The organism is Pseudomonadota bacterium, from assembly GCA_039033415.1.
In the GTDB taxonomy this organism is placed as follows: Bacteria; Pseudomonadota; Gammaproteobacteria; order Xanthomonadales; family SZUA-38; genus JANQOZ01.
In genome coordinates this window covers 1-18,850 of record JBCCCR010000043.1, presented here as the reverse complement: position 1 = coordinate 18,850, position 18,850 = coordinate 1, and the positions used below count along the sequence as shown (strand labels likewise).

Genomic DNA, 18,850 nt, shown 5'->3' with positions numbered 1-18,850 from the left:
GCTGCCGCAAGGATCGTTTCATGCCACAACCCGCTATCAACATTGCCATCAGAGGCGCGCGCGCCGCTGCGCGGGTTTTGATCCGCATGCTGAACCGCAGCGAAGCGCTTTCGGTGGTGGAGAAGCAGCGCAACGATTTTGTCAGCGAAGCCGACCATGCCGCAGAGAAAGCCATCATCTATGAGATTCAGAAGGCTTATCCCGATCACGCGGTGCTGGCCGAGGAGAGCGGCTACAGCGGACCGGAAGACGCCGAGACGGTGTGGATCATCGACCCGCTGGACGGCACGCGTAACTACATTCAGGGGCTGCCGCACTTCGCCATATCCATCGGCATCAAGACTCGAGGCAAGCTGGAGCACGCGCTGGTTTACGATCCGACGCGCGAGGAGATGTTCACCGCCAGCCGCGGCAGCGGAGCATACCTGAACGACCACCGAATCCGGGTGAGCAATCGAACCGGCATGGAGGGCGCGCTGCTCGCTACGGGCTTTCCTTTCCGTGCCCGAGAGGCGCTCGACGACTACATGAAAATGTTCCGCAGCGTGTTTGCGATCGCCGGTGACGTGCGGCGGGCAGGCTCAGCGTCGTTGGATCTGGCCTACGTAGCGGCCGGCCGAGTGGACGGCTTCTGGGAGATCGGCCTCAAGCCTTGGGACGTGGCAGCGGGCGCGCTGCTGGTCCGGGAAGCCGGCGGGCTGTGCACCGACTTCGACGGTGCCGACGGGTTTCTGGATTCCGGCAACATCATCGCCGGCAACCTGAAGCTTGCCGGCCAGATGAAAAAGACGATCTCGCCGCTCTATACGGACCCGCTGAAAGCGCTATCAGGGTCCGCTTAGCTCGGCACCCTCTTTCACCGGCGGCATCAGGTCCTGCTTGGTGACGTTCAGCAGCATCAGGGTGCTTCCAGCCACGTAGATGGACGAATAGGTACCAACAATCACGCCGATGATCAGCGCTAGCGCAAAGCTGTGAATGATCTCGCCGCCCAGGAAGAACAGCGCCAGCAGCACCAGCAGGGTCGTCAGTGACGTCATCAGCGTGCGTGACAGCATCTGATTGATCGACTGGTTAAAGATCGAGAGAGGCTCACCCTTCCGAATGGTACGGAAGTTTTCGCGGATCCTGTCGTAAACGACAATCGTGTCGTTCAGCGAGTAGCCGATCACGGCGAGGATGGCCGCGAGCACCGTGAGATCGAAGCCCACCTGCAGAATCGAAAAGATCCCGACCACGATCACCACATCGTGCACCAGCGCCAGCACGGCGCCGACCGAAAACTTCCACTGAAAGCGGAAGATGATGTAAAGCAGAATGCCGATGAGCGCGTAGATCATCGCCAGGCCACCCTTCTCCGCCAGCTCGTCACCCACCTGCGGGCCGACAAATTCCACGCGCCGCAGATCCAACGCCTGCCCGCTGGCCGCCTCGAGCGCTTCCTGGACCGCGCTGCTCAGCTCTGCGCTACCGGTCTCGTCGCTGCTGGCCAGCCGCACGACAATATCGTTGGGCGCACCAAAGGTCTGCACGACCGCATCCGGGAAGCCGGCACCGGTCAGCGCCTCGCGAACCTGCGCCAGGTCTGCCGCCTGCGGGTACTCCAGCTCAAGCAGCGTGCCCCCCGTAAAGTCCAGGCCAAAGTTCAGGCCGCGTAGGAACAGCGAGGCGATGCAGGCCACCACAATGATCCCGGAGAAAATCCAGGCCAGCTTGCGCTGCGCCATGAAATTGATGTTGGTCGTTTTTTTGAGGATTTCCATAGCCGGGCCTTAGATAGCCAGAGATTTGACCCGGGCACGGCGCCCGTAGATCAGGTTGATGACCGCCCGCGTACCCATAATCGCGGTGAACATCGAGGTGATGATGCCGAGTGACAGTGTGACCGCAAAGCCTTTGATCGGCCCGGTGCCGAAGGTGAACAGCACGATGGCGGCGATCAGCGTAGTGACGTTCGCGTCAGCAATCGTTGAGAACGCCTTGTCATAGCCAGCCCGGATCGAAGCCTGCGGCGTATTGCCGTTTTTTAGCTCCTCGCGAATGCGTTCGAAGATCAGCACGTTGGCGTCCACCGCCATACCCACCGTCAGCACGATCCCCGCGATGCCCGGCAGCGTCAGCGTGGCGCCCAGCAGCGACAGCAGCGCCACAATCAGCACCAGGTTGGCGAACAGCGCGAGGTCTGCCACCACCCCAAACAAGCGGTAGTAAATCGCCATGAAGATCAGCACCAGCAGGAAGCCGATCTTGACCGAATTAAAGCCTTTCTCGATGTTGTCTTCGCCGAGACTCGGGCCGATGAAGCTCTCCTGCACAATCTCCACGGGCGCAGCGAGGGCACCAGCGCGAAGCAGCAGGGCCAGCTCCGAGGCCTCCTGAGGGCTGTCGAGACCGGTTGTGCGGAAGCGACGGCCAAAGGGCTCCTGAATGGTCGCCACCGAAATGACCCGCTCGATCACCTCAGGCTCGGTGATGAACTCTCCATCCACCTCTCGGGTGACGCTCTTGCGCTCGACGTAAACCACCGCCATCGAGTTGTTGACGTTCTCCAGGGTGAAATTGCGCATCCGGTTGCCGCCGGTGTTGTTCAGCGTGACGGAGACCTGCGGGGTGCCCTGGGTGGGATCAAAGCCGGCCGCTGCGTCAATCAGCTGCTCACCGGAGACAATCAGGCGCTTGTTGAGCAGCACCGGGTTGCCGTTTTTCTCATAATACAGTCGGCAGCCCGGTGGGATCAGGCCGGTGCCAGCAGCGGCAAACGGGTCTTCACCCATACACACCGCCCGATACTCGAGCGTGGCTGTGGCGCCGATGATCCGTTTGGCGCGCGCGGTGTCCTGCACACCGGGCAGCTCCACCACGATGCGGTTAGCCCCCTGCTGCACCACCGATGGTTCAGCGACACCCAGCTCGTTGACGCGGTTTCGCAGCGTGGTGATGTTTTGCTGCAGCGCGGTGTTGGTGATCTCCGAAATCTTGTCTTCGCTGATCACAAACCGGATGCCAAAGACATCGTCGGTCTCAAAGAACGCCGGCGTCAGCTCGGGGAGCTGAGAAAAGATGGCTGAGCTGGCCCGTTCGCGGTCTTCTTCGGTGCGAAGCTGCACCGACAGACCCTGCGGTGTGAGCTGCGCAGACTTGTAGCGAATGTTATTGGTGCGAAGCAGGTTGCGGACGTCGGCTTCGTAGCGGCCCCGCGCGAGCCGCAGCGCTGTGTCCATATCCACCTCCATCAGGAAGTGAACGCCGCCCTGGAGGTCGAGCCCCATCACCATAGGCTTGCCGCCGACACCCTCAAGCCAGCTGGGGGTGGCGGGCGCCAGGTTGGGCGCTACCGAGTAGTTGTTGCCGAGGTGAGCACGAAGATGCTCAGCGGCTTTTTCCTGCTGCTCGTCGTCGGAAAACCGGATCAGCAGGCGGTCGTCTTTGAGCTCGATCGACTTGCTGACAATCTGCTCGACCCGCAGCGCGTTCTCCACGTCATCCCGCACGGCCTCGGTCATCTCGAAGTTGCCCAAGGCTGAGATCTGGACAGCGCGATCTTCCCCATAGAGATTGGGCAGCGCGTATAGCAGGCCTACGACAACAACGGCCACGATCAGCAGGTATTTCCATGCCGGGTACTGATTCATTTGCGTCTTTCCTGTTGCGGGCGCCGGGGCGGCTAGCTGTTCTTGATGGTGCCTTTAGGCATCACCGCGCCAACGGCATGTTTTTGTACTTTTATGAATGTGTTCGCGGCGATTTCTACCGTGATAAACGCGTCGCCGACCTCCACAATCTTGCCGAGGACGCCTCCTCCCGTGACCACCTCATCCCCCTTGGACAGGCCCTCGACCATGCCCTTGTGCTCTTTCTGACGCTTCATCTGCGGGCGAATCAGCAGGAAATAGAAGATGGCGATAAAGACCACCAGCATGATGATGTTGGCCATTCCGGCGCCAGCGGGAGCGGCCCCGGTTTGGGCCATGGCATTACTGATCAGGAAGTCCACGGATTAAGCACCTTGTTGATCGATTGTCGGTTCGCCGAGGGCGACCTAGCGAGATATGGGGTATACGACAAAAAACACAATCCAAGCCGCCTATTATGACATAGACCGCAATTCGTAAAAGGCCTTCACAAACGCCTCCAGTTCCCCTTGTTCGATGGCCTGGCGGAGCCCCGCCATCAGCTCCTGGTAATAATGAATGTTGTGAATCGTCATCAGCATGGACGCCAGGATTTCATTGCACTGATCCAAATGCTTGAGATAGGACCGGGAGTAGTTCTGGCAGGTGTAGCACTGACAGTCTGGATCGAGCGGCAGCGTATCGTTCTTATATCTCGCGTTGCGGATCCGGATCGTGCCGTGACGCGTGAAAATGTGGCCGTTTCGCGCGTTGCGGGTGGGCATCACGCAGTCAAACATGTCGATGCCGGCCACCACCGCCTCAACGATATCCTCCGGACGACCCACGCCCATCAGATAGCGCGGCCGGTCGATCGGCAGCAGCGGCGTCGTGTAGTCCAGCACCCGCTGACGCTCCTCCGGCGGTTCGCCGACCGACAGCCCGCCAATCGCGTAGCCATCGAAGCCCAGCGCCATTAGCCCTTCAGCCGACCGGGTGCGCAGGGCGTCGTGCATTCCGCCCTGCACGATGCCAAACAGCGCGTTCGGATTGTCGCCGAAGGCGGTTTTGCTGCGTTCAGCCCAGCGCAGGGACAGTTCCATCGACGTTTCCGCGGTGGCAAAGTCGGCCGGATAGGGCGTGCACTCGTCGAAAATCATCACGATGTCGGAGTTCAGGCTGCGCTGCACCGCCATGGACTCCTCAGGTCCGAGAAAAACCTGGCTGCCGTTTACCGGGGACTGGAAGGCAACACCCTGCTCCGAAATCTTGCGCTTGGCGGCCAGGCTGAACACTTGAAAACCGCCGGAGTCGGTGAGAATCGGACCGGACCAGTTCATAAACCCGTGCAGCCCGCCATGTGCCTCAATCACCTCCACCCCAGGGCGCAGCATCAGATGAAAAGTGTTGCCGAGCACAATCTGGGCGCCGGTCTGCGCTACGGCTTCGGGCAGCATCGCCTTGACCGACCCATAGGTGCCCACCGGCATGAAGGCCGGGGTGTCCACCATGCCATGCACCAGGCGCAGCCGCCCGCGCCGGCCCGCGCCGTCGGTTTGAAGCAGATCAAATTTCATTGGATAAACATCGCATCGCCGTAGCTGAAAAAACGATACTGCTGCGCGACGGCGTGTTGGTAGGCGCGCAAAATGGTCTCGCGCCCCGCCAGCGCACTCACCAGCATCAGCAGCGTCGACCCAGGCAGATGAAAGTTGGTGAGCAGCCCGTCGCAGCTGCCCACCTCAACCCCTGGATAAATAAATATGTCGGTTTCACCCTCAAAGGGTTTGACCTCTCCGTCGGTATACGCCGACTCAAGCGCTCGGAGGCTGGTGGTACCGACGCAGATCACCCGGTTGCCGCGAGCTCGCGTGGCGTTGACGCGATCGGCCAGCGACGAGTCGACCCGGAACCACTCGGCGTGCATCTGGTGCTCTTCGATGTTCTGCACCCGCACCGGCTGGAAGGTGCCGGACCCTACATGCAAGGTGAGATAGCCAAGCTCGATGCCTGTCTCGTTCAACCGCTCCAGCATGGCATCGTCGAAATGAAGCCCTGCGGTCGGCGCGGCGACCGCGCCTGGATTGCGGGCATAGACGGTCTGGTAGCGATCATCGTCAGCGGCCTCCGGCGCACGCCTTATATAAGGTGGCAGCGGCACTTCACCATGCTCGTCCAGCAGGTCCATCAACGCGAGGTCGTCTGAGGACAGCTCAAACAGGTCGCCGTGGCGGCCGATCACAGTCAGCCCGGCTTCCTCGATAAAGATCCGGCTGCCGGCCTTGGGGGATTTACTGGCCCGGACCTGGGCGAGAAAGGTGTCGGCAGACAAAATCCGATCCACCATCACCTCAGCTTTGCCGCCGGTTTCCTTCGCGCCGTGCAGCCTCGCTTTGATCACCCGGGTGTCGTTGAAGATCAGCATGTCACCCGCCTCAAGCAGCGCGGGCAGCTGGGCAAATGATTGATCCTCAAAAGCCCCGGTCTTGCGGTCAAGAACCAGCAGGCGGCTGGCGTCCCGCCGGGCCTCCGGCTTCTGCGCAATCAGCTCGTCCGGAAGCTCAAAATGATAGTCGGTGAGATCCATGGCCGGCGGATGGTACCCGAAGCAGGGGCGGGCTCACCAGCGCCGAGCGCAATAACATGAACGCTAAAGCCAGCCTTTCTGTCTGGCCAGCCGCGCCGCCTCGATACGATTTGCCGCACCCAGCTTGCCGATGGCTTCGGAGAGATAGTTGCGGACCGTGCCCTGCGTCAGGTGGAGCGTGTTCGCGATGTGGCCGCTGGTAGCGCCCTCCCCGGCCATTCTGAGCACCTGACGCTCTCGATCGGTGAGTGGATCGCGCTCCGTCCAGGCCTGTGCCGCCAGTTCCGGATCGATCACCCGCCCGCCTCGCTGTACGGTACGCAGCGCGTCAGCCAGCTGGTCCGCCGGCGCGTCTTTCAGCAGGTACCCCATGACGCCGCTGTCGAGCGCCCGACGCAGATAGCCCGGCCGGCCGAAGGTCGTGAGAATCACCACCCGGCAGCCATCGCGATTCTGTAAGGCCCCGGCAAGCTCAAGACCCGTCATACTCGGCATTTCGATATCGGTGAGCACCAGATCGGGCGCCAGCTCGTCTACCTTGGCCAGGGCCTCGCGACCATCCGTGGCTCGGCCGACCACCTCGATATCGTGCTCCAGCTCCAGCAAGGCCGCCAGCGCACCCAGCACCATGCTTTGATCTTCAGCGATGAGGACCCGCATCAGGCGATCGGTTCGGCGAGCGCCAGGGGCGGCTCACTCACCGGAATGGTCATTTGCACGATCAGCCCGCTGGGCGTATTGGCCTCGATATGCAGCTTGCCGCCGGCGGACCGCAGGCGTTCCGACATCCCGCTGATGCCGGAACCCGGTTTGACCCGGCCGCCCCGACCGTCATCACGAACCACCAACCGGATCTGGCGCCCCTCGTGCTTGAGCATGACCGAGCATTGCGAGGCGCGGGAATGGCGGTGAACGTTGGTCAGAGCCTCCCGAAGCACCAGAGCCAAAATGTTTTCGTGTTCCGCCGACATCGACTCCTGGTCGATCTCCGCGTCCAGCCAGATGCCGGTGGATTCCAGCAGCTGGCGCGCGCTCGCCAGCTCCGACTGAATACGACCACCCCGGAACCCCGCCACGGCTGCGCGAACCTGCGCGGTGGCCTGCCGGGAGATGCGCTCGATCTCAGCGAGCTCTTTTTGTGCGTTCTCCGGCTGATCGAGCACCGTTCGCCGCGCGAGCTCCGCCTTGAGCGTGATGCTGGCCAGGGTATGGCCGAGCAGGTCGTGCAGATCGCGGGCGATTCGCTCCCGCTCGGCGGTCCGGGCGAGGCGCTTGATCTCCTCTCGGGAAAGGCGAAGCGCCTCGTTTTTCAGCTCCAGCTTGCGGTAGAACACGTTCACCGCCGTGACCATGTAGCCGATCACCGCGGTAACCAGTGCCTGCGAGGGACGCAGCTCCAGCAGCCAGACCTGGAAAACGCCAACCAGCACCACCAGTGACGCGTAACGCATCGCCACCGCGGGTGGACCGACCTGGGCGGCAAAAGAGCAGGCGAAGATGAAGTACACCGGTGACCCCATGTTCACCGGCGCCGTGAACAGGCCCAGGATCACAAAAACGCCAATAAACGGCAGCACGCGGGTCCCGTCTTGCCTGTAGGCGGCAAAATAGGTCGGCAGAAAGATGATCAGCCCAATCACGGTGACGGCCGCCGTCGTCGGCGAGGCGGTGCCGAACAGCAGCGGGAGAAGCGGAAAACCGAGGTAGATCAGCCAGAGATAAGGCGTATAGCCCAGACATTTATGTTGCGGAATCAGAAAACGATGAACCCGCAGCAGCGTGCGGGTCAGCGTATTGCCTGGCATTGGAAGACTGTTCATGTTGCCTGTGCCGTGCTGAGCGCCTTTTCCCGCCGCAGCCCGGCCGCGGCGACCCACAAGAAGGCGGCGGTGTAAAACACCAGCGCGCCGATATGTATATATATAGAGTGTCCGTCGTCCATGCCAATGGTTTTGGTGGCCAGCTGGTTGAGGTGAAACGGCGGCAGTGCCCAGGCGAGGGTCTGCAGCGACTCAGGCATCACCCGCAGCGGAAACCACAAACCGGACAGCGCCGCCATGGGCAGGTAGATCAGATTGACGATCGGCGCCGCCGCCTGGCCATCAACCCAGCTGCCGATAGCCAGCCCAAGCGCACAGAACGGGACCGCACCCAGCAGCAGGATGGCCGCCAGCAGCATGCCCTGTCCGACCTCCAGCTTCACGCCGCCAAACACTGTGGCCAGCGTAAAGAGGCTTGCGACAATCAGGGCGCTGAAGGTGACGCTCATCAAGACCTTCGACAGAAAATACGCGCTGTGGGGCATGGGTGAAGCAAACTTCAGCAGCATCAGGCCCTGGCTGCGCTCGATGGCAACGCCCACACCAAACCCAAAAAGGCCGGGGCCCATGACGCCAAACACGCCGTAGCTCGCCAGCAGGTAGGTCGCCATCCCGCCGCGTGAGCCGCCGCCAATGCTCATCACCAAAGCAAAGAGCACGTAGAACGCCGCCGGAAAGGTCAGCGAGGGGATCGCAAATCCCGGACTGCGCAACAGGCGAATGAACTCGTAGCGCCATTCCAGGAGATAAACGGTTGCGGCACTCATCACGCAGCCTCCCGAGTGGTGGACAGTTGGTCGGTAAGGTGCAGAAACGCCTGCGACAGGTCGGCCTTGGAGACCTCCAGCTCCGTCAGGTCAGGGTCTGCCTGCAGCAGTGCGCGAACCAGATCCTCCGGTTCGCTGGTCGAAATGGTGACCATGCCACCCTCGCGACGCACGTAGCCCACTCCCGGCAAGGTTGAGATTCTCGACGTCTCAAGCGTGGTGCGGCAGCGAACCTTGCCGCTTGGCACCACCGCTTTGATCTCAGCCGGGCTTCCATCGGCAACAAGCTGACCGTCGTTGATCACAACCACCCGATCGGCGAGCGCATCAGCCTCTTCTAAATAGTGTGTGGTGAGCACCACAGCGCGTCCGCCGCCGGCAAGCTGGCGAACAACCTCCCAGAAGCGGTGTCGTGTGCTCACGTCCATACCCACCGTGGGCTCATCTAAAAACAGCAGCTCCGGATCACCGCAGATGCTCAGCGCGAACATGATGCGCTGTTTTTCCCCACCTGAAAGGTGGGCAAAGCGCCGCCCCATCAGCTTTTCGATCCCGGCGAGCGAGACCACTTCGTCCCTTTCGAGCGGCTTTTGATAATAACTCTGAAAAAGATGCAGTAACTCTCTGACTTTTAACGTATCCGGCAGCCCGGAAACCTGCAGCATGGCACCCGTGCGCTGGCGGACCTGAGCATTCCCGGGCTCGCCACCCAGCACGCGGATCGAACCCTCGGTGGGGCGGAGCAGCCCCATCATCATATGCACGCTGGTAGTTTTTCCCGCGCCGTTGGGCCCGAGGATGGCTGAAACCTCGCCGGCCCGCAGACTCAGGCTGAGGCCATCAACCGCCAGCTGGGCGCCGTAACGCTTACTGACTTCCGACAATTCGATAATGTCCGTTTTTTGCATCTGGCGGGTTCCCCTGCGCGAAACTGCCGTTAGTCTCGCGAATCAGAGGCCTGGCCTGCCAGTCCGGTTCATCACCGGATGGATATGACAACTGTCAGAAAAGGGACTGCTGGATCGGACTGTCTGAGGGTTTTCGGGTCAGATCGGCGAGGCGGCGCGCAAGTCCAGAGCTCCGTGCTCCGGGATTATTGACGGCCCGCGCGATGGCGGTGGGGTCACCGTAAAGCGTCACGCGCGTCCGAGCGCGCGTCACCGCAGTGTAGAGCAGTTCCCGCGTCAGCAGCGGGGAGTCGGCCGGCGGCAGCACGCAGAACACTTCACCAAACTCTGAGCCCTGCGCCCGGTGTACGGTCATGGCGTAAGCCGTCTCGGCCGCAGGCAGCCGCGCGGGCGAAAGTTTCCGAAGCGCTTGATCGGTCGATTCGAGCCAGGCGGTCAGGTCACCACCGCCAGAGCGAAGGAAACCCTGATCGCCGTTGAAGAACCCTTCCTCATATTGATTGCTGGTCAGCGAAAACAAACGACCGGGAAAATTGGCCTGTTCATCCGCGTAACGCCCAGCCAGCTGTCCGCAGCGCTGCAGCCAGCGAAAAACCTGCCGGTTAACCCGCTCAATACCGAAAGGGCCGCGCCGATGGGCACACAGAATGCGTTTGGATTGCAGCCGTCGCCAGGTGTCCTCGGGAGACTCATCCGCAACCGCGGTCAGCCAGTCGGCGCAGATCGGCTCCAACTCGGTTAGCGCCGGGAGCAGTTCAACGTCGTCGCTGGCGGCAATGGCCTCCAGGGTCGCACCTGCATCACCGTCGCGAATGGCGGCGGCCACTGCTTCGATGCCGGAATCCTCGCCGTATCGGAAGTTCTCGTTGAGCGTCTGCACGCAGGTCTCCGCGGTTCCGCCGGCGAGCCCCGCGCAAAGATCGGCCAGCACGCTGCCAGGCTGAACCGAGACTAGCTGGTCTTTATCGCCCAGCAAAACCAGCTGCGCGTTTGGCTCCAGCGCTGAAAACAGCGCGTGCATAAGGGCCAGGTCCGCCATCGAGACCTCGTCGACAATTACCAGGTCTGCCGGGATGGGCCGGCGCTGGTCAAATCGAAACCTCACCCGACTGGGGCTCCACCCAAGCGCGCGATGAAGCGTCCCGGCCGGCGGCAGCGGCGTATCGACCAGCGCGGAGATTGCGCCTGACAGCCGCGCTGCAGCGCGGCCCGTCGGCGCGGCAATCATCAGCCGCTGCGGATCACCGCCTGCCGAGAGCCATTGCCTAATGAGCTGACCGACCAGCGTCGTCTTGCCGGTACCAGGGCCGCCGGAAAGGACGGTAAAGCGGTGGCCAAGCGCATGGCGAAGCGCCGATGCCTGATCTCGCCCGAGCCCAAGGTCGGCCGGAACGGAGGGCGGCGGCAGCGGTTCAGCTTTTGCCAAGGCAGTGATCCAACGGGCCAGCTCCTGTTCCGTGCACCAATCGACGGCAAAGTAGAAAAGCCCCCGATCGAGAACCACCGGCTTGTTCTCAGCGGTGTTCTCCGAGACCAGTCCGGTGGCCAGCAGTGTTTGGGTGGACCAGCCTTCACCCTCGGAGGCTTCATCCAGTTCTATGGCTTTCTCGCTGAGGACCTGCCTGAGCCGTTCCGCAGTGGCAGCTACATAACCCTCTTGCCGCAGCGTCTGTAGTCCAACGCCCAAGGCCGTAGCCAGCGTGGGCTGTGCCCTCGCCTGCCGCGCAAACGACTCTCCGATCATCTGGGGCGCGCCCCCCGGCAGGGGAAAACTCAGGTCGTTCATGGTGCACACCATACCGATAAGCCTTCATCGGAGGCACCAATTGTTCAAAAACTGCACAAATTGGCCATGAGGCACTCGGCCGGAATTAGAGCCAAAAACTCGCCGTTTTTCGTTCAAATTCGCAACTAACTGATTTTAATTACTTTTTCCTGTCGACCCGATGATTTTTCTGCTCGGACTTAGATCTTTTCTTGGGTACTTTCGAGATGATTTGTATCCGGGAGATACAACTGCTTCAGTATTGTTTCAAAAATATTTTTCAAAAAAATGCTTGCATCATTTTTTTAGTCTCTGTATAACTCACTCCATGGACATTTTGAGGACCTATCAGTGCAACTAGGAGCGCACAAGATCCAGACGGAAAATCAACCACTTACGTGGCTGATTAACGCCGAAGGTCAATTAGAAACGGACTTCGCCATACAGGAAATCGTATCCATCAAAGGGCCGATCCGGCCGCCGTGGTACGAGTGGCTGGTACGTCCTCGCGGCATCCACACGGAAGAACTGGTTAACGCCGTTCAATCCATGGATTGGATGGTTGAGTTTGATCTGGCGGTGATTAAAAGCGCATGCCAATGGCTGGAGCTTCAAAACAGCAACGGTCGCACCTGCCGCCTGTCAGTCAACATTTTTGCCGACTCTATATCCGACCCCACATTCGTGCACCGCGTTATAAGCGTCCTAGCCGCTTCCGACGTACATGCCGAACAATTGTGCTTCGAGATCATCGAGCACACCCCCGTTCAGGATCTGCAGGCAGCGATCCACTTCTGCAAATCCATTCGTCGAATGGGATCCCAAATTGCGCTGGATGACATCGGCAGTGGCCACGTTCACGTGGGCCTGCTGGCGCCGGAAAGCCTGGTGGACTTCCTCAAGATCGATCGCTCCGCAGTCCTAGCCGCGAAGCAGTCGAATAGGAAGTTCAAGGCCGTCCAAACCGTCATCGACTTTGCTGAAAGCGTCAACGTACCCGTCGTACTTGAGGGTATCGAGACTCAGGAAGACCTGAATTTGATTGAGCGCTTCGGCGCTGAGTTTTATCAGGGTTATTTGCAAGGCAAGCCACAACTCGTCGACTGGGGGGTCAGCGAGGACAGGAAGCACGTGGCTTTTGCTCTCCGCGAGTTAATCGCCTAACTCCAGAGGACCAGGACCAATGAGCACACAAACAATTCAGACCCCACATTCCACCCTAGCGCCTGATGCGTCGAAGACGATGCTCCTTCTGGAGCAGATTCTTCGGCCCATCATTAAGCTGTTTATGCTGACTTTTCGCGTGACCTATCCAGCGATGGATCGGGTAATTAAAAGTCTATTCATAGACATTGCGCTTGAAGAGGCAGCCAAGCAAGACCCAAAAAGCGAACCGTCTATGGGAACACTTGCTTATTTTACGGGTATTAGTCCACACCTATGTCGGCAAGTGGTGGACGAGCTTGTCGAAAGAGAACGGCCACCAGGTTATGTAGATCAAACTGACGTATGCCCAGAGGCAAAAGTTTTGGGTATTTGGTCTAGTGATCCAATGTGGCTTGACGATGATGGCGAGCCAATGTTGCTGCCCACGTCTGGAAAGTATAACTCTCGTACTCTGCAAACGCTTGTCCGGAAACATGTGGACAATATTGCCTACGGTCAAGTGGTTGATGCTTTGATTGATGCAGGTTGTGTCAGCTTTGTCCGGCACCGCGGGAAGCGATGTTTGAAGATGAAACGTCGGTTTTTCACTCCCGGCGGAGAGGGTCGGACAGACGACCTGCTTCTCCACACAGCGCGATCAATTAGGCATTTGCTTCAAACATTTACGTACAACTTAGAAAACCCGCTGCTTGCGCCAACTAATAACCTATTTCAGCAGGAACGATACATACGTTGCCTCAACGTCAAGGATATTCCTGAATTTAGGGCACGGATGAAGGACTTATTGAGGGACCAAGTTGAGGCGAGTGTATCGCCACTAGAAGAATTTGAGCGTGGCCCGGAGACCAAAGAAAGCGTTCACGCTGGGGTAGGTTACTACTACTTCGAAGACCACGGGTGGGGGCGTTATGAAACGCTCACTGCCTAACTTTAACCCCATAATCAAAAGCTAAATTAGGAGGCTTAAAAATGATCGTATCAACTGGTGGCACAGGACAAATCACCTCGGGTGGAACGGGCCAAGTTCAGTTTGGTGGAACTGGCAAATAACAACTAATAACGAACGCCGCACAAAGCGGTGTCTTGGCTTTAGAAGCTCGAACAATGAGTCGAGCCGAAGCTACTAGGAGGCAGAAATGAGCACTAACATCGAGAAGACAGGAACCGGCGCAATAACGAAAAGCGCATCGCGATGCTTAATCGCAGCCATCACGCTATTGATTGCAAGCGTTCCAGCATTTGGTGCACAGGAATTCCGTTATCAGGGGCTAACGGTCACACTAAACGAAGCAAACGGACACGTTGCTGCGGTATACCAGCAAAAAGAAGCAGGAAGCTTTCTCGTTGGCGCAGGTCAACTTGAAGATGGCTTTGGAACGGTAAGACTGCTCGGGGCAAGCACACTCGCTAAGGTTGACGGAGCAGGCACAGGTGCCGACAAAGTCGATGGTGCCGGCACCGGTGCACAGAAAGTTGATGGCGCAGGGACAGGTGCACAAAAAGTTGACGGCGCTGGTACAGGTGCAGCCAAAGTCGATGGGGCCGGCACTGGCGCAGACAAAGTAGACGGAGCCGGGACTGGTGCAGAAAAACTAGCTCGGACTACGACGCTCGAGCTGCTGCAAACAGAGAAATACGGACTTGTAGCCATTTTGAGGGAAGAACAGAAAGGACATATTTTGAGTGAGACCGTTTTCAACGCACGAAACGGAACGCTCGAACTGCTGGAGGAGATCATGGTCGTCGATTTCTGACGAGCCTTGTGATCCCTTTGACAGCGCAACCGATCGACCCCACATCCCGCTCGGCCTGCAATTTTGGGGGCAGGCCAGCGGGGTGTACCTAAATTCGATTGACCCCACTCCCGCTGTGAGGCGTGTAAAAACCCCGCAGCGGGTTTTTTATTCAAATCCGATGTACATGAAATACCGGCCAATTTTTGTCGCATCGTGACTTGGATTTCCAATAATGCGGCTTTGGCTGATTACCACTCGTTCCCTCGTGGCAGAACCAGAATATGGACAGTCTTCTGCCAATAGTGTCTGCATCTCTGATATGAGTTCCGTCCTAACTTCAGACGGACGCAACGCCTTTACTCTTTCGAATAGCTTGTTGTATTGGCTGTTGTCATAATTGGAGATGTTCGCACCTGGCGACCGGTTTGGGCCATAAAAAAGCTGTAGCACATTTTCAGCATCGCCATAATCCAGTGTCCACGAGCTTTGTGTGATTTGGTGGTTGCCGTCGTGTGCGCCGCGGAGAACATCGCCAAACGAGGCGTAGCGAACTCCAACGATCTGGGATTCGGGATATCCCAGATTCATCAGATTAGACCGAAACAAGTCAAAATTCTGGACCTGAATTCTCGAAGTTGTATGCCCAAAGGTTAGCTCAGGCAGAGGCCGCTCCTTTGACAACTCTTCAAATAGCATCCTTGACTGCAATTGCCGATCTTGCTGATTGAACCTTATGTTCGCATCGAATTCTGGCAGTGTCGGCGGCATAAGGCCGTCGAAGAGCAACGCCTCGCCGCCAAAAAAGACTTTGTTGCGCTTTTCCCAATCGACGCCGCGCGCAATTGCACATCTCAATCGCCGGCGATAATTTTGCTCTACGGGATCGTTTGACAGCCCAAGGATGGGATCCAGCATATTGAATCTGAGCAGAACTACTTCGTTCGCCAAGTAGCGATTCAGTCTAAACCGTGATCTAAAATCACTCGACAAAGTCGCATCCTCTCCTTGTTCAAGCATTGGGTCGAGGTAATCACTGGCGATAACCATCGAATCAAGCTCAGAGTTGTCAAAAGAAATCCACCGGCTCGACGGATCCTCAATGAACTCGATGGTTACACGGTCAGGTATTGGCAATGAGATACCATTTAGTTTTTCCAAGCGCGGATCATGTTTTCCTGCGACGTACCCAGAGTCAGATAGATCAAATTTCCGATCCGGATAATTCTCATTTCTCACTAGTACTACTCTTGCCGAGTCGAACTGACTTACCTTGAATGGCCCCGACCCGTAGGACTGGTACTGGATCCTTTGCTGGTCAGTCTCCCCAATTTCGGTTGGGACAACTGCCGAATATCCTGTGGTTAAGGTATGCAGGAATTGAGGCGATTTCTCGGTGAGCGTAAATTTGATCGTCCGCTCATCAACTATTTCTATTCCGGTAGGAGGACGATCGTAGTTACCATCCCATTCCCGAATTCCCTCTACTAAGTCTCGCCAAAGCCACGCGCCCTGCCCTGGAAGTGATTCATCGAAGTGGCGCAAAAGAGAGAACGCCACATCGCTAGCTGCTACTGACCGACCGCGACCATCGGCGAAAATCTCACTGTCGGCAAAGACACTGTCTTCTCGAATGCTTACGGTTAGTTGCAAGCCGTCGTCTGAAACGGTCGGCATTTCGTTCGCCAGGCCGGGCTTGATATCCAGAGAATCCTTCAGGTACGCATACTCAAAGAGAGTTTCGTATGTTGCTAATACAACTCCAACGGAATAAACGGACGATGCACCGAGGGGATCTATATTGCGCGGCGCCCCATCGAACGCGACCGTGAACGCACGTTCGGGAATATCTGTACTCGAATCTCCACAGCTTGAACAAAAGACTGCAAGAATGAGTATCCAAATACTCAACCTCGCGCTCCTACCGAAGGGAAATTTGATTCCTAAATGAGTCATTGCAATCCATTTTTACCAATTTTGTTGTAAAATCTACATGATAATGCCATAGTTGACCAATGACGTCACAAGAACGCCTCGCATTAGAGTACGCCGTCACCGCAACCGCGCCATTAGTCAGAATCCTTTCGACTCGCTTCCGAGTAACGTACCCCCTATTTGTTGATGCGTTAAAGACTGCATACGTAAGCGCCGCCCGAGAGTCTCTTTCGCAGCAGCGGCGTGACTCGAAAAAAAAGGAATACGGCTTCTTGAGTTTGATGAGCGGCGTCAGCCAGACTGAAGTTAAGCGAATCTCCGAAAAACTTGATTGCCATGAAAGATCGGGAAACAGACCCGTTTGCGCAGAAGCCATCGTGATTTCCGAGTGGAACTCAAATGACTTTTGGCAAACGTCGAACGGTCATCCTGAAGACTTACCTCTCAACGGACCTTATGGCAAAAAGAATTTTTCGACCTTGGTACGGAAGACAATTGGGAATATTAGCTACGGAACAATGGCGAACGCATTAGTTGGTGCGGGCGTCGCGAAAAAAATATCCGTAGATGGAGAGAATCGTCTGCGACTTCTTGCGGCTGAGTTCGAGCCAGCAAATGGAAATGAATTGGACATGTTTAAGGTTGGTTGCGCGATGATCGAGCGGCTCGGTAGGGCAACTGAAGACAACCTCGAGATGTCAAACGAAGACATCCATAACAGGCATTTCCAGCATGATTTCTACTCCTACAAGATTCCATACTCGAAGCTTGCTCAGTTCCGAGCGGCAATGAAGGAGTTGATGAGGGAGTTCTCTTACGATCACCTTGTACCAGCAATGGAGTCGTTTGAAAGCTCCAATGATTTGGACAGTTGTCTAACCGAAACCGGCGTTGGACTTTACTTTTGGGAAAAAAGAAGAGCTGAGCAGTCTTTGCTGCCTTATGAGCAGGAGAAATCAAATTGAAGTTTCTAGTCTTCGTTTTGACGGCGTTTGCCTCGACTTTACTCGCTCAGGAGCGAACCCGGTCCAATCTTGAACCGTTGACTGACGAGGAACTAAACCAGAAGTACACCCTGCTAGAGACCTTCATATTCCCTAAGGCAAGGGGGTTTTTGGTTGCGGTTAACGAGAATTACGAATTTCCCATGCCGGCGGCCGGCCTTTTGTCCGCTCAATCAAAGTACCACCAGGAACAGACGGACATAGCGATTGCCAACGTCGAAACGCTCGTTGCTTCCGTGGAGTATGAATTACTGGATCGGGCGCTTGTAATGGTTGGAGACTTTAGCGGAGATGGAATGCCTGACGTCATGATTCAGCGCAATGTGCCGGCAGATGACGGGGCGAAGGACAGCGCTGGAAATCCCGTTCTACAACCTGTTTGGTTCGTTAACGTGCCCCTGACCGAGATCGCTTACGGCAGGATGCGTAATCTTTCTGACTCAGTCGCTGATCCGGCTTATTCTGGCGTCCAGGGATTTAAGTCGCATCCGGATTTCGCCAACAGTCCGGACTAGCGGACAGCCCTTCCCTGTCTCTACCTTTTTTCGATGAACTCAAAATAGCGCCCCACCATCGCCGACGAATGGTCGGGCATCCCAACTACGTGCTTCTGGCTCAACGCCAGTCCCCGGGGGCTTAGGCTGCCGAAGTAGGCACAGTCTTCCCAGAGCAGCGTATTCATGGACTCGACAAGTTCCGTTCGCTCGGGTGATGGATCGGTTTTGTTGACCCTCCTGTAGAGTTCGTCGAACCGGTCATTGCGATAGTTGCCCAGATTGACACCTGCGTCGCTGTTGGGGCCGTAGAAAAGCTGCAGATTGTTTTCGGCATCAGGGTAGTTCAGCGTCCATCCGATATTGGACACCAGATGCCTGCCGCTTCGGGTGCCGTTAAGAAATTCGCCAAAGGAGCTGTAGCGGACAGCCTTAATTTTGTCGGCTGGATAACCAGCGGCCGCCAGGTGGCTGCGAAAAACGTCGAAGTTTTTCAGGTTCCTTGGGTCACTCGTAAACCCATAGGTGAGATCGGGCAGCATGTTGGCGGTCTGAAACCCTTCCCGGATAGCGGCATCTGATCGGATCGGGCGCTTTACGTCCTGAAACTCCTTGAGGGCTGGTGCGACAACGCCCTGAAATTCCAGCGCCCTGCCCTCAAAAAACGCCAAGTTTCGGTCCGACCAATTCAGCGCGTCCCGCACCAGGCATCGAAGCTCGGCGTTTCGCTGTTGAGTTGAAGCATCCGGGTGAAACCCGAGGGTCTCGTCGTCCATCTTGATCCTCATCAGGATCACCTCGTTCCCCGTCGACACATGCAGCGAAAAACGCTTCGCGTACTGGGGCTGCAGCTGCGCGCTGGAACCCGGCTGTAGCAGGCTGGTCAGAGCTGTCTCATTTAACGGCAGGATGTCGAGCTCACCGTTGTTAAAGGCCAACCAACGGCTGGTCATGTCGGTGACAAAGCTCACCTCGACGCGATCCACCAATGGGAGCAGGCGGCCTTCCAGCTCGGCGATTCTCGGATCGTGGACGTTCGGGTCGAACCCTGCCTCCTTC

At 57.6% G+C, this 18,850-nt stretch carries 18 protein-coding genes; 6 read left to right on the top strand and 12 right to left on the bottom strand.

What is annotated here, in order from left to right:
- The first annotated feature begins 20 nt into the window (after nt 1-20).
- Nucleotides 21-842, top strand: a complete 822-nt coding sequence (locus AAF358_24965) for an inositol monophosphatase family protein (GenBank protein ID MEM7708827.1) — start codon at nt 21-23, stop codon at nt 840-842.
- Here AAF358_24965 and secF read toward each other — a convergent pair.
- From secF to recD, 10 genes are all read right to left on the bottom strand, one after another.
- The gene (gene secF / locus AAF358_24960; protein MEM7708826.1) at nt 828-1,763 is read right to left on the bottom strand and encodes a protein translocase subunit SecF; all 936 of its coding nucleotides are present in this window, start codon (nt 1,761-1,763) and stop codon (nt 828-830) included. The genes AAF358_24965 and secF overlap by 15 nt on opposite strands.
- Nucleotides 1,764-1,772: 9 nt before the next feature.
- On the bottom strand, nt 1,773-3,632 hold the full coding sequence (gene secD, locus AAF358_24955) for a protein translocase subunit SecD (GenBank protein ID MEM7708825.1): 1,860 nt from the start codon (nt 3,630-3,632) through the stop codon (nt 1,773-1,775).
- Nucleotides 3,633-3,664: 32 nt separating this feature from the next.
- Nucleotides 3,665-3,994, bottom strand: a complete 330-nt coding sequence (gene yajC, locus AAF358_24950; protein MEM7708824.1) for a preprotein translocase subunit YajC — start codon at nt 3,992-3,994, stop codon at nt 3,665-3,667.
- Between the two features lie 93 nt (nt 3,995-4,087).
- A complete protein-coding gene (gene tgt / locus AAF358_24945; protein MEM7708823.1) occupies nt 4,088-5,188 on the bottom strand; it encodes a tRNA guanosine(34) transglycosylase Tgt in 1,101 nt (366 codons plus the stop codon).
- The gene (gene queA / locus AAF358_24940) at nt 5,185-6,198 is read right to left on the bottom strand and encodes a tRNA preQ1(34) S-adenosylmethionine ribosyltransferase-isomerase QueA (protein ID MEM7708822.1); all 1,014 of its coding nucleotides are present in this window, start codon (nt 6,196-6,198) and stop codon (nt 5,185-5,187) included. The genes tgt and queA overlap by 4 nt, the downstream gene beginning before the upstream one ends.
- Before the next feature lie 63 nt (nt 6,199-6,261).
- The gene (locus AAF358_24935) at nt 6,262-6,861 is read right to left on the bottom strand and encodes a response regulator transcription factor (protein ID MEM7708821.1); all 600 of its coding nucleotides are present in this window, start codon (nt 6,859-6,861) and stop codon (nt 6,262-6,264) included.
- A complete protein-coding gene (locus tag AAF358_24930) occupies nt 6,858-8,018 on the bottom strand; it encodes a sensor histidine kinase (protein ID MEM7708820.1) in 1,161 nt (386 codons plus the stop codon). The genes AAF358_24935 and AAF358_24930 overlap by 4 nt, the downstream gene beginning before the upstream one ends.
- Nucleotides 8,015-8,785 (bottom strand): ABC transporter permease, encoded by a 771-nt coding sequence (locus AAF358_24925; protein MEM7708819.1) that lies wholly within the window; start codon nt 8,783-8,785, stop codon nt 8,015-8,017. Before AAF358_24925 ends, AAF358_24930 begins: the two co-directional genes overlap by 4 nt.
- The gene (locus AAF358_24920; GenBank protein MEM7708818.1) at nt 8,785-9,693 is read right to left on the bottom strand and encodes an ABC transporter ATP-binding protein; all 909 of its coding nucleotides are present in this window, start codon (nt 9,691-9,693) and stop codon (nt 8,785-8,787) included. Before AAF358_24920 ends, AAF358_24925 begins: the two co-directional genes overlap by 1 nt.
- 94 nt (nt 9,694-9,787) lie before the next feature.
- A complete protein-coding gene (recD, locus tag AAF358_24915; protein MEM7708817.1) occupies nt 9,788-11,479 on the bottom strand; it encodes an exodeoxyribonuclease V subunit alpha in 1,692 nt (563 codons plus the stop codon).
- 330 nt (nt 11,480-11,809) lie between these two features.
- Here recD and AAF358_24910 point away from each other — a divergent pair, with 330 nt between their 5' ends.
- From AAF358_24910 to AAF358_24900, 3 genes are all read left to right on the top strand, one after another.
- Complete coding sequence (locus tag AAF358_24910; GenBank protein MEM7708816.1) at nt 11,810-12,622, top strand: EAL domain-containing protein; 813 nt, start codon at nt 11,810-11,812, stop codon at nt 12,620-12,622.
- Nucleotides 12,623-12,641: 19 nt separating this feature from the next.
- On the top strand, nt 12,642-13,553 hold the full coding sequence (locus tag AAF358_24905) for a hypothetical protein (GenBank protein MEM7708815.1): 912 nt from the start codon (nt 12,642-12,644) through the stop codon (nt 13,551-13,553).
- A 208-nt stretch (nt 13,554-13,761) separates the two neighbouring features.
- Nucleotides 13,762-14,379 (top strand): hypothetical protein, encoded by a 618-nt coding sequence (locus AAF358_24900; GenBank protein MEM7708814.1) that lies wholly within the window; start codon nt 13,762-13,764, stop codon nt 14,377-14,379.
- 147 nt (nt 14,380-14,526) lie between these two features.
- On the opposite strand, the gene AAF358_24895 is transcribed toward AAF358_24900, so the two are convergent.
- Complete coding sequence (locus AAF358_24895; protein MEM7708813.1) at nt 14,527-16,269, bottom strand: ABC transporter substrate-binding protein; 1,743 nt, start codon at nt 16,267-16,269, stop codon at nt 14,527-14,529.
- Between the two features lie 104 nt (nt 16,270-16,373).
- Between AAF358_24895 and AAF358_24890 the strand changes: the two genes are divergently transcribed.
- Nucleotides 16,374-17,258: a DUF6502 family protein gene (locus AAF358_24890; GenBank protein ID MEM7708812.1), complete on the top strand. Its 885-nt coding sequence runs from the start codon at nt 16,374-16,376 to the stop codon at nt 17,256-17,258.
- Nucleotides 17,255-17,812 carry a hypothetical protein gene (locus AAF358_24885; GenBank protein ID MEM7708811.1) on the top strand — a complete coding sequence of 186 codons (558 nt, stop codon included), beginning with the start codon at nt 17,255-17,257 and terminating at the stop codon, nt 17,810-17,812. The genes AAF358_24890 and AAF358_24885 overlap by 4 nt, the downstream gene beginning before the upstream one ends.
- A gap of 20 nt (nt 17,813-17,832) precedes the next feature.
- On the opposite strand, the gene AAF358_24880 is transcribed toward AAF358_24885, so the two are convergent.
- The coding region (locus AAF358_24880) for a hypothetical protein (protein ID MEM7708810.1) at nt 17,833-18,850 on the bottom strand (1,018 nt) is incomplete at its 5' end.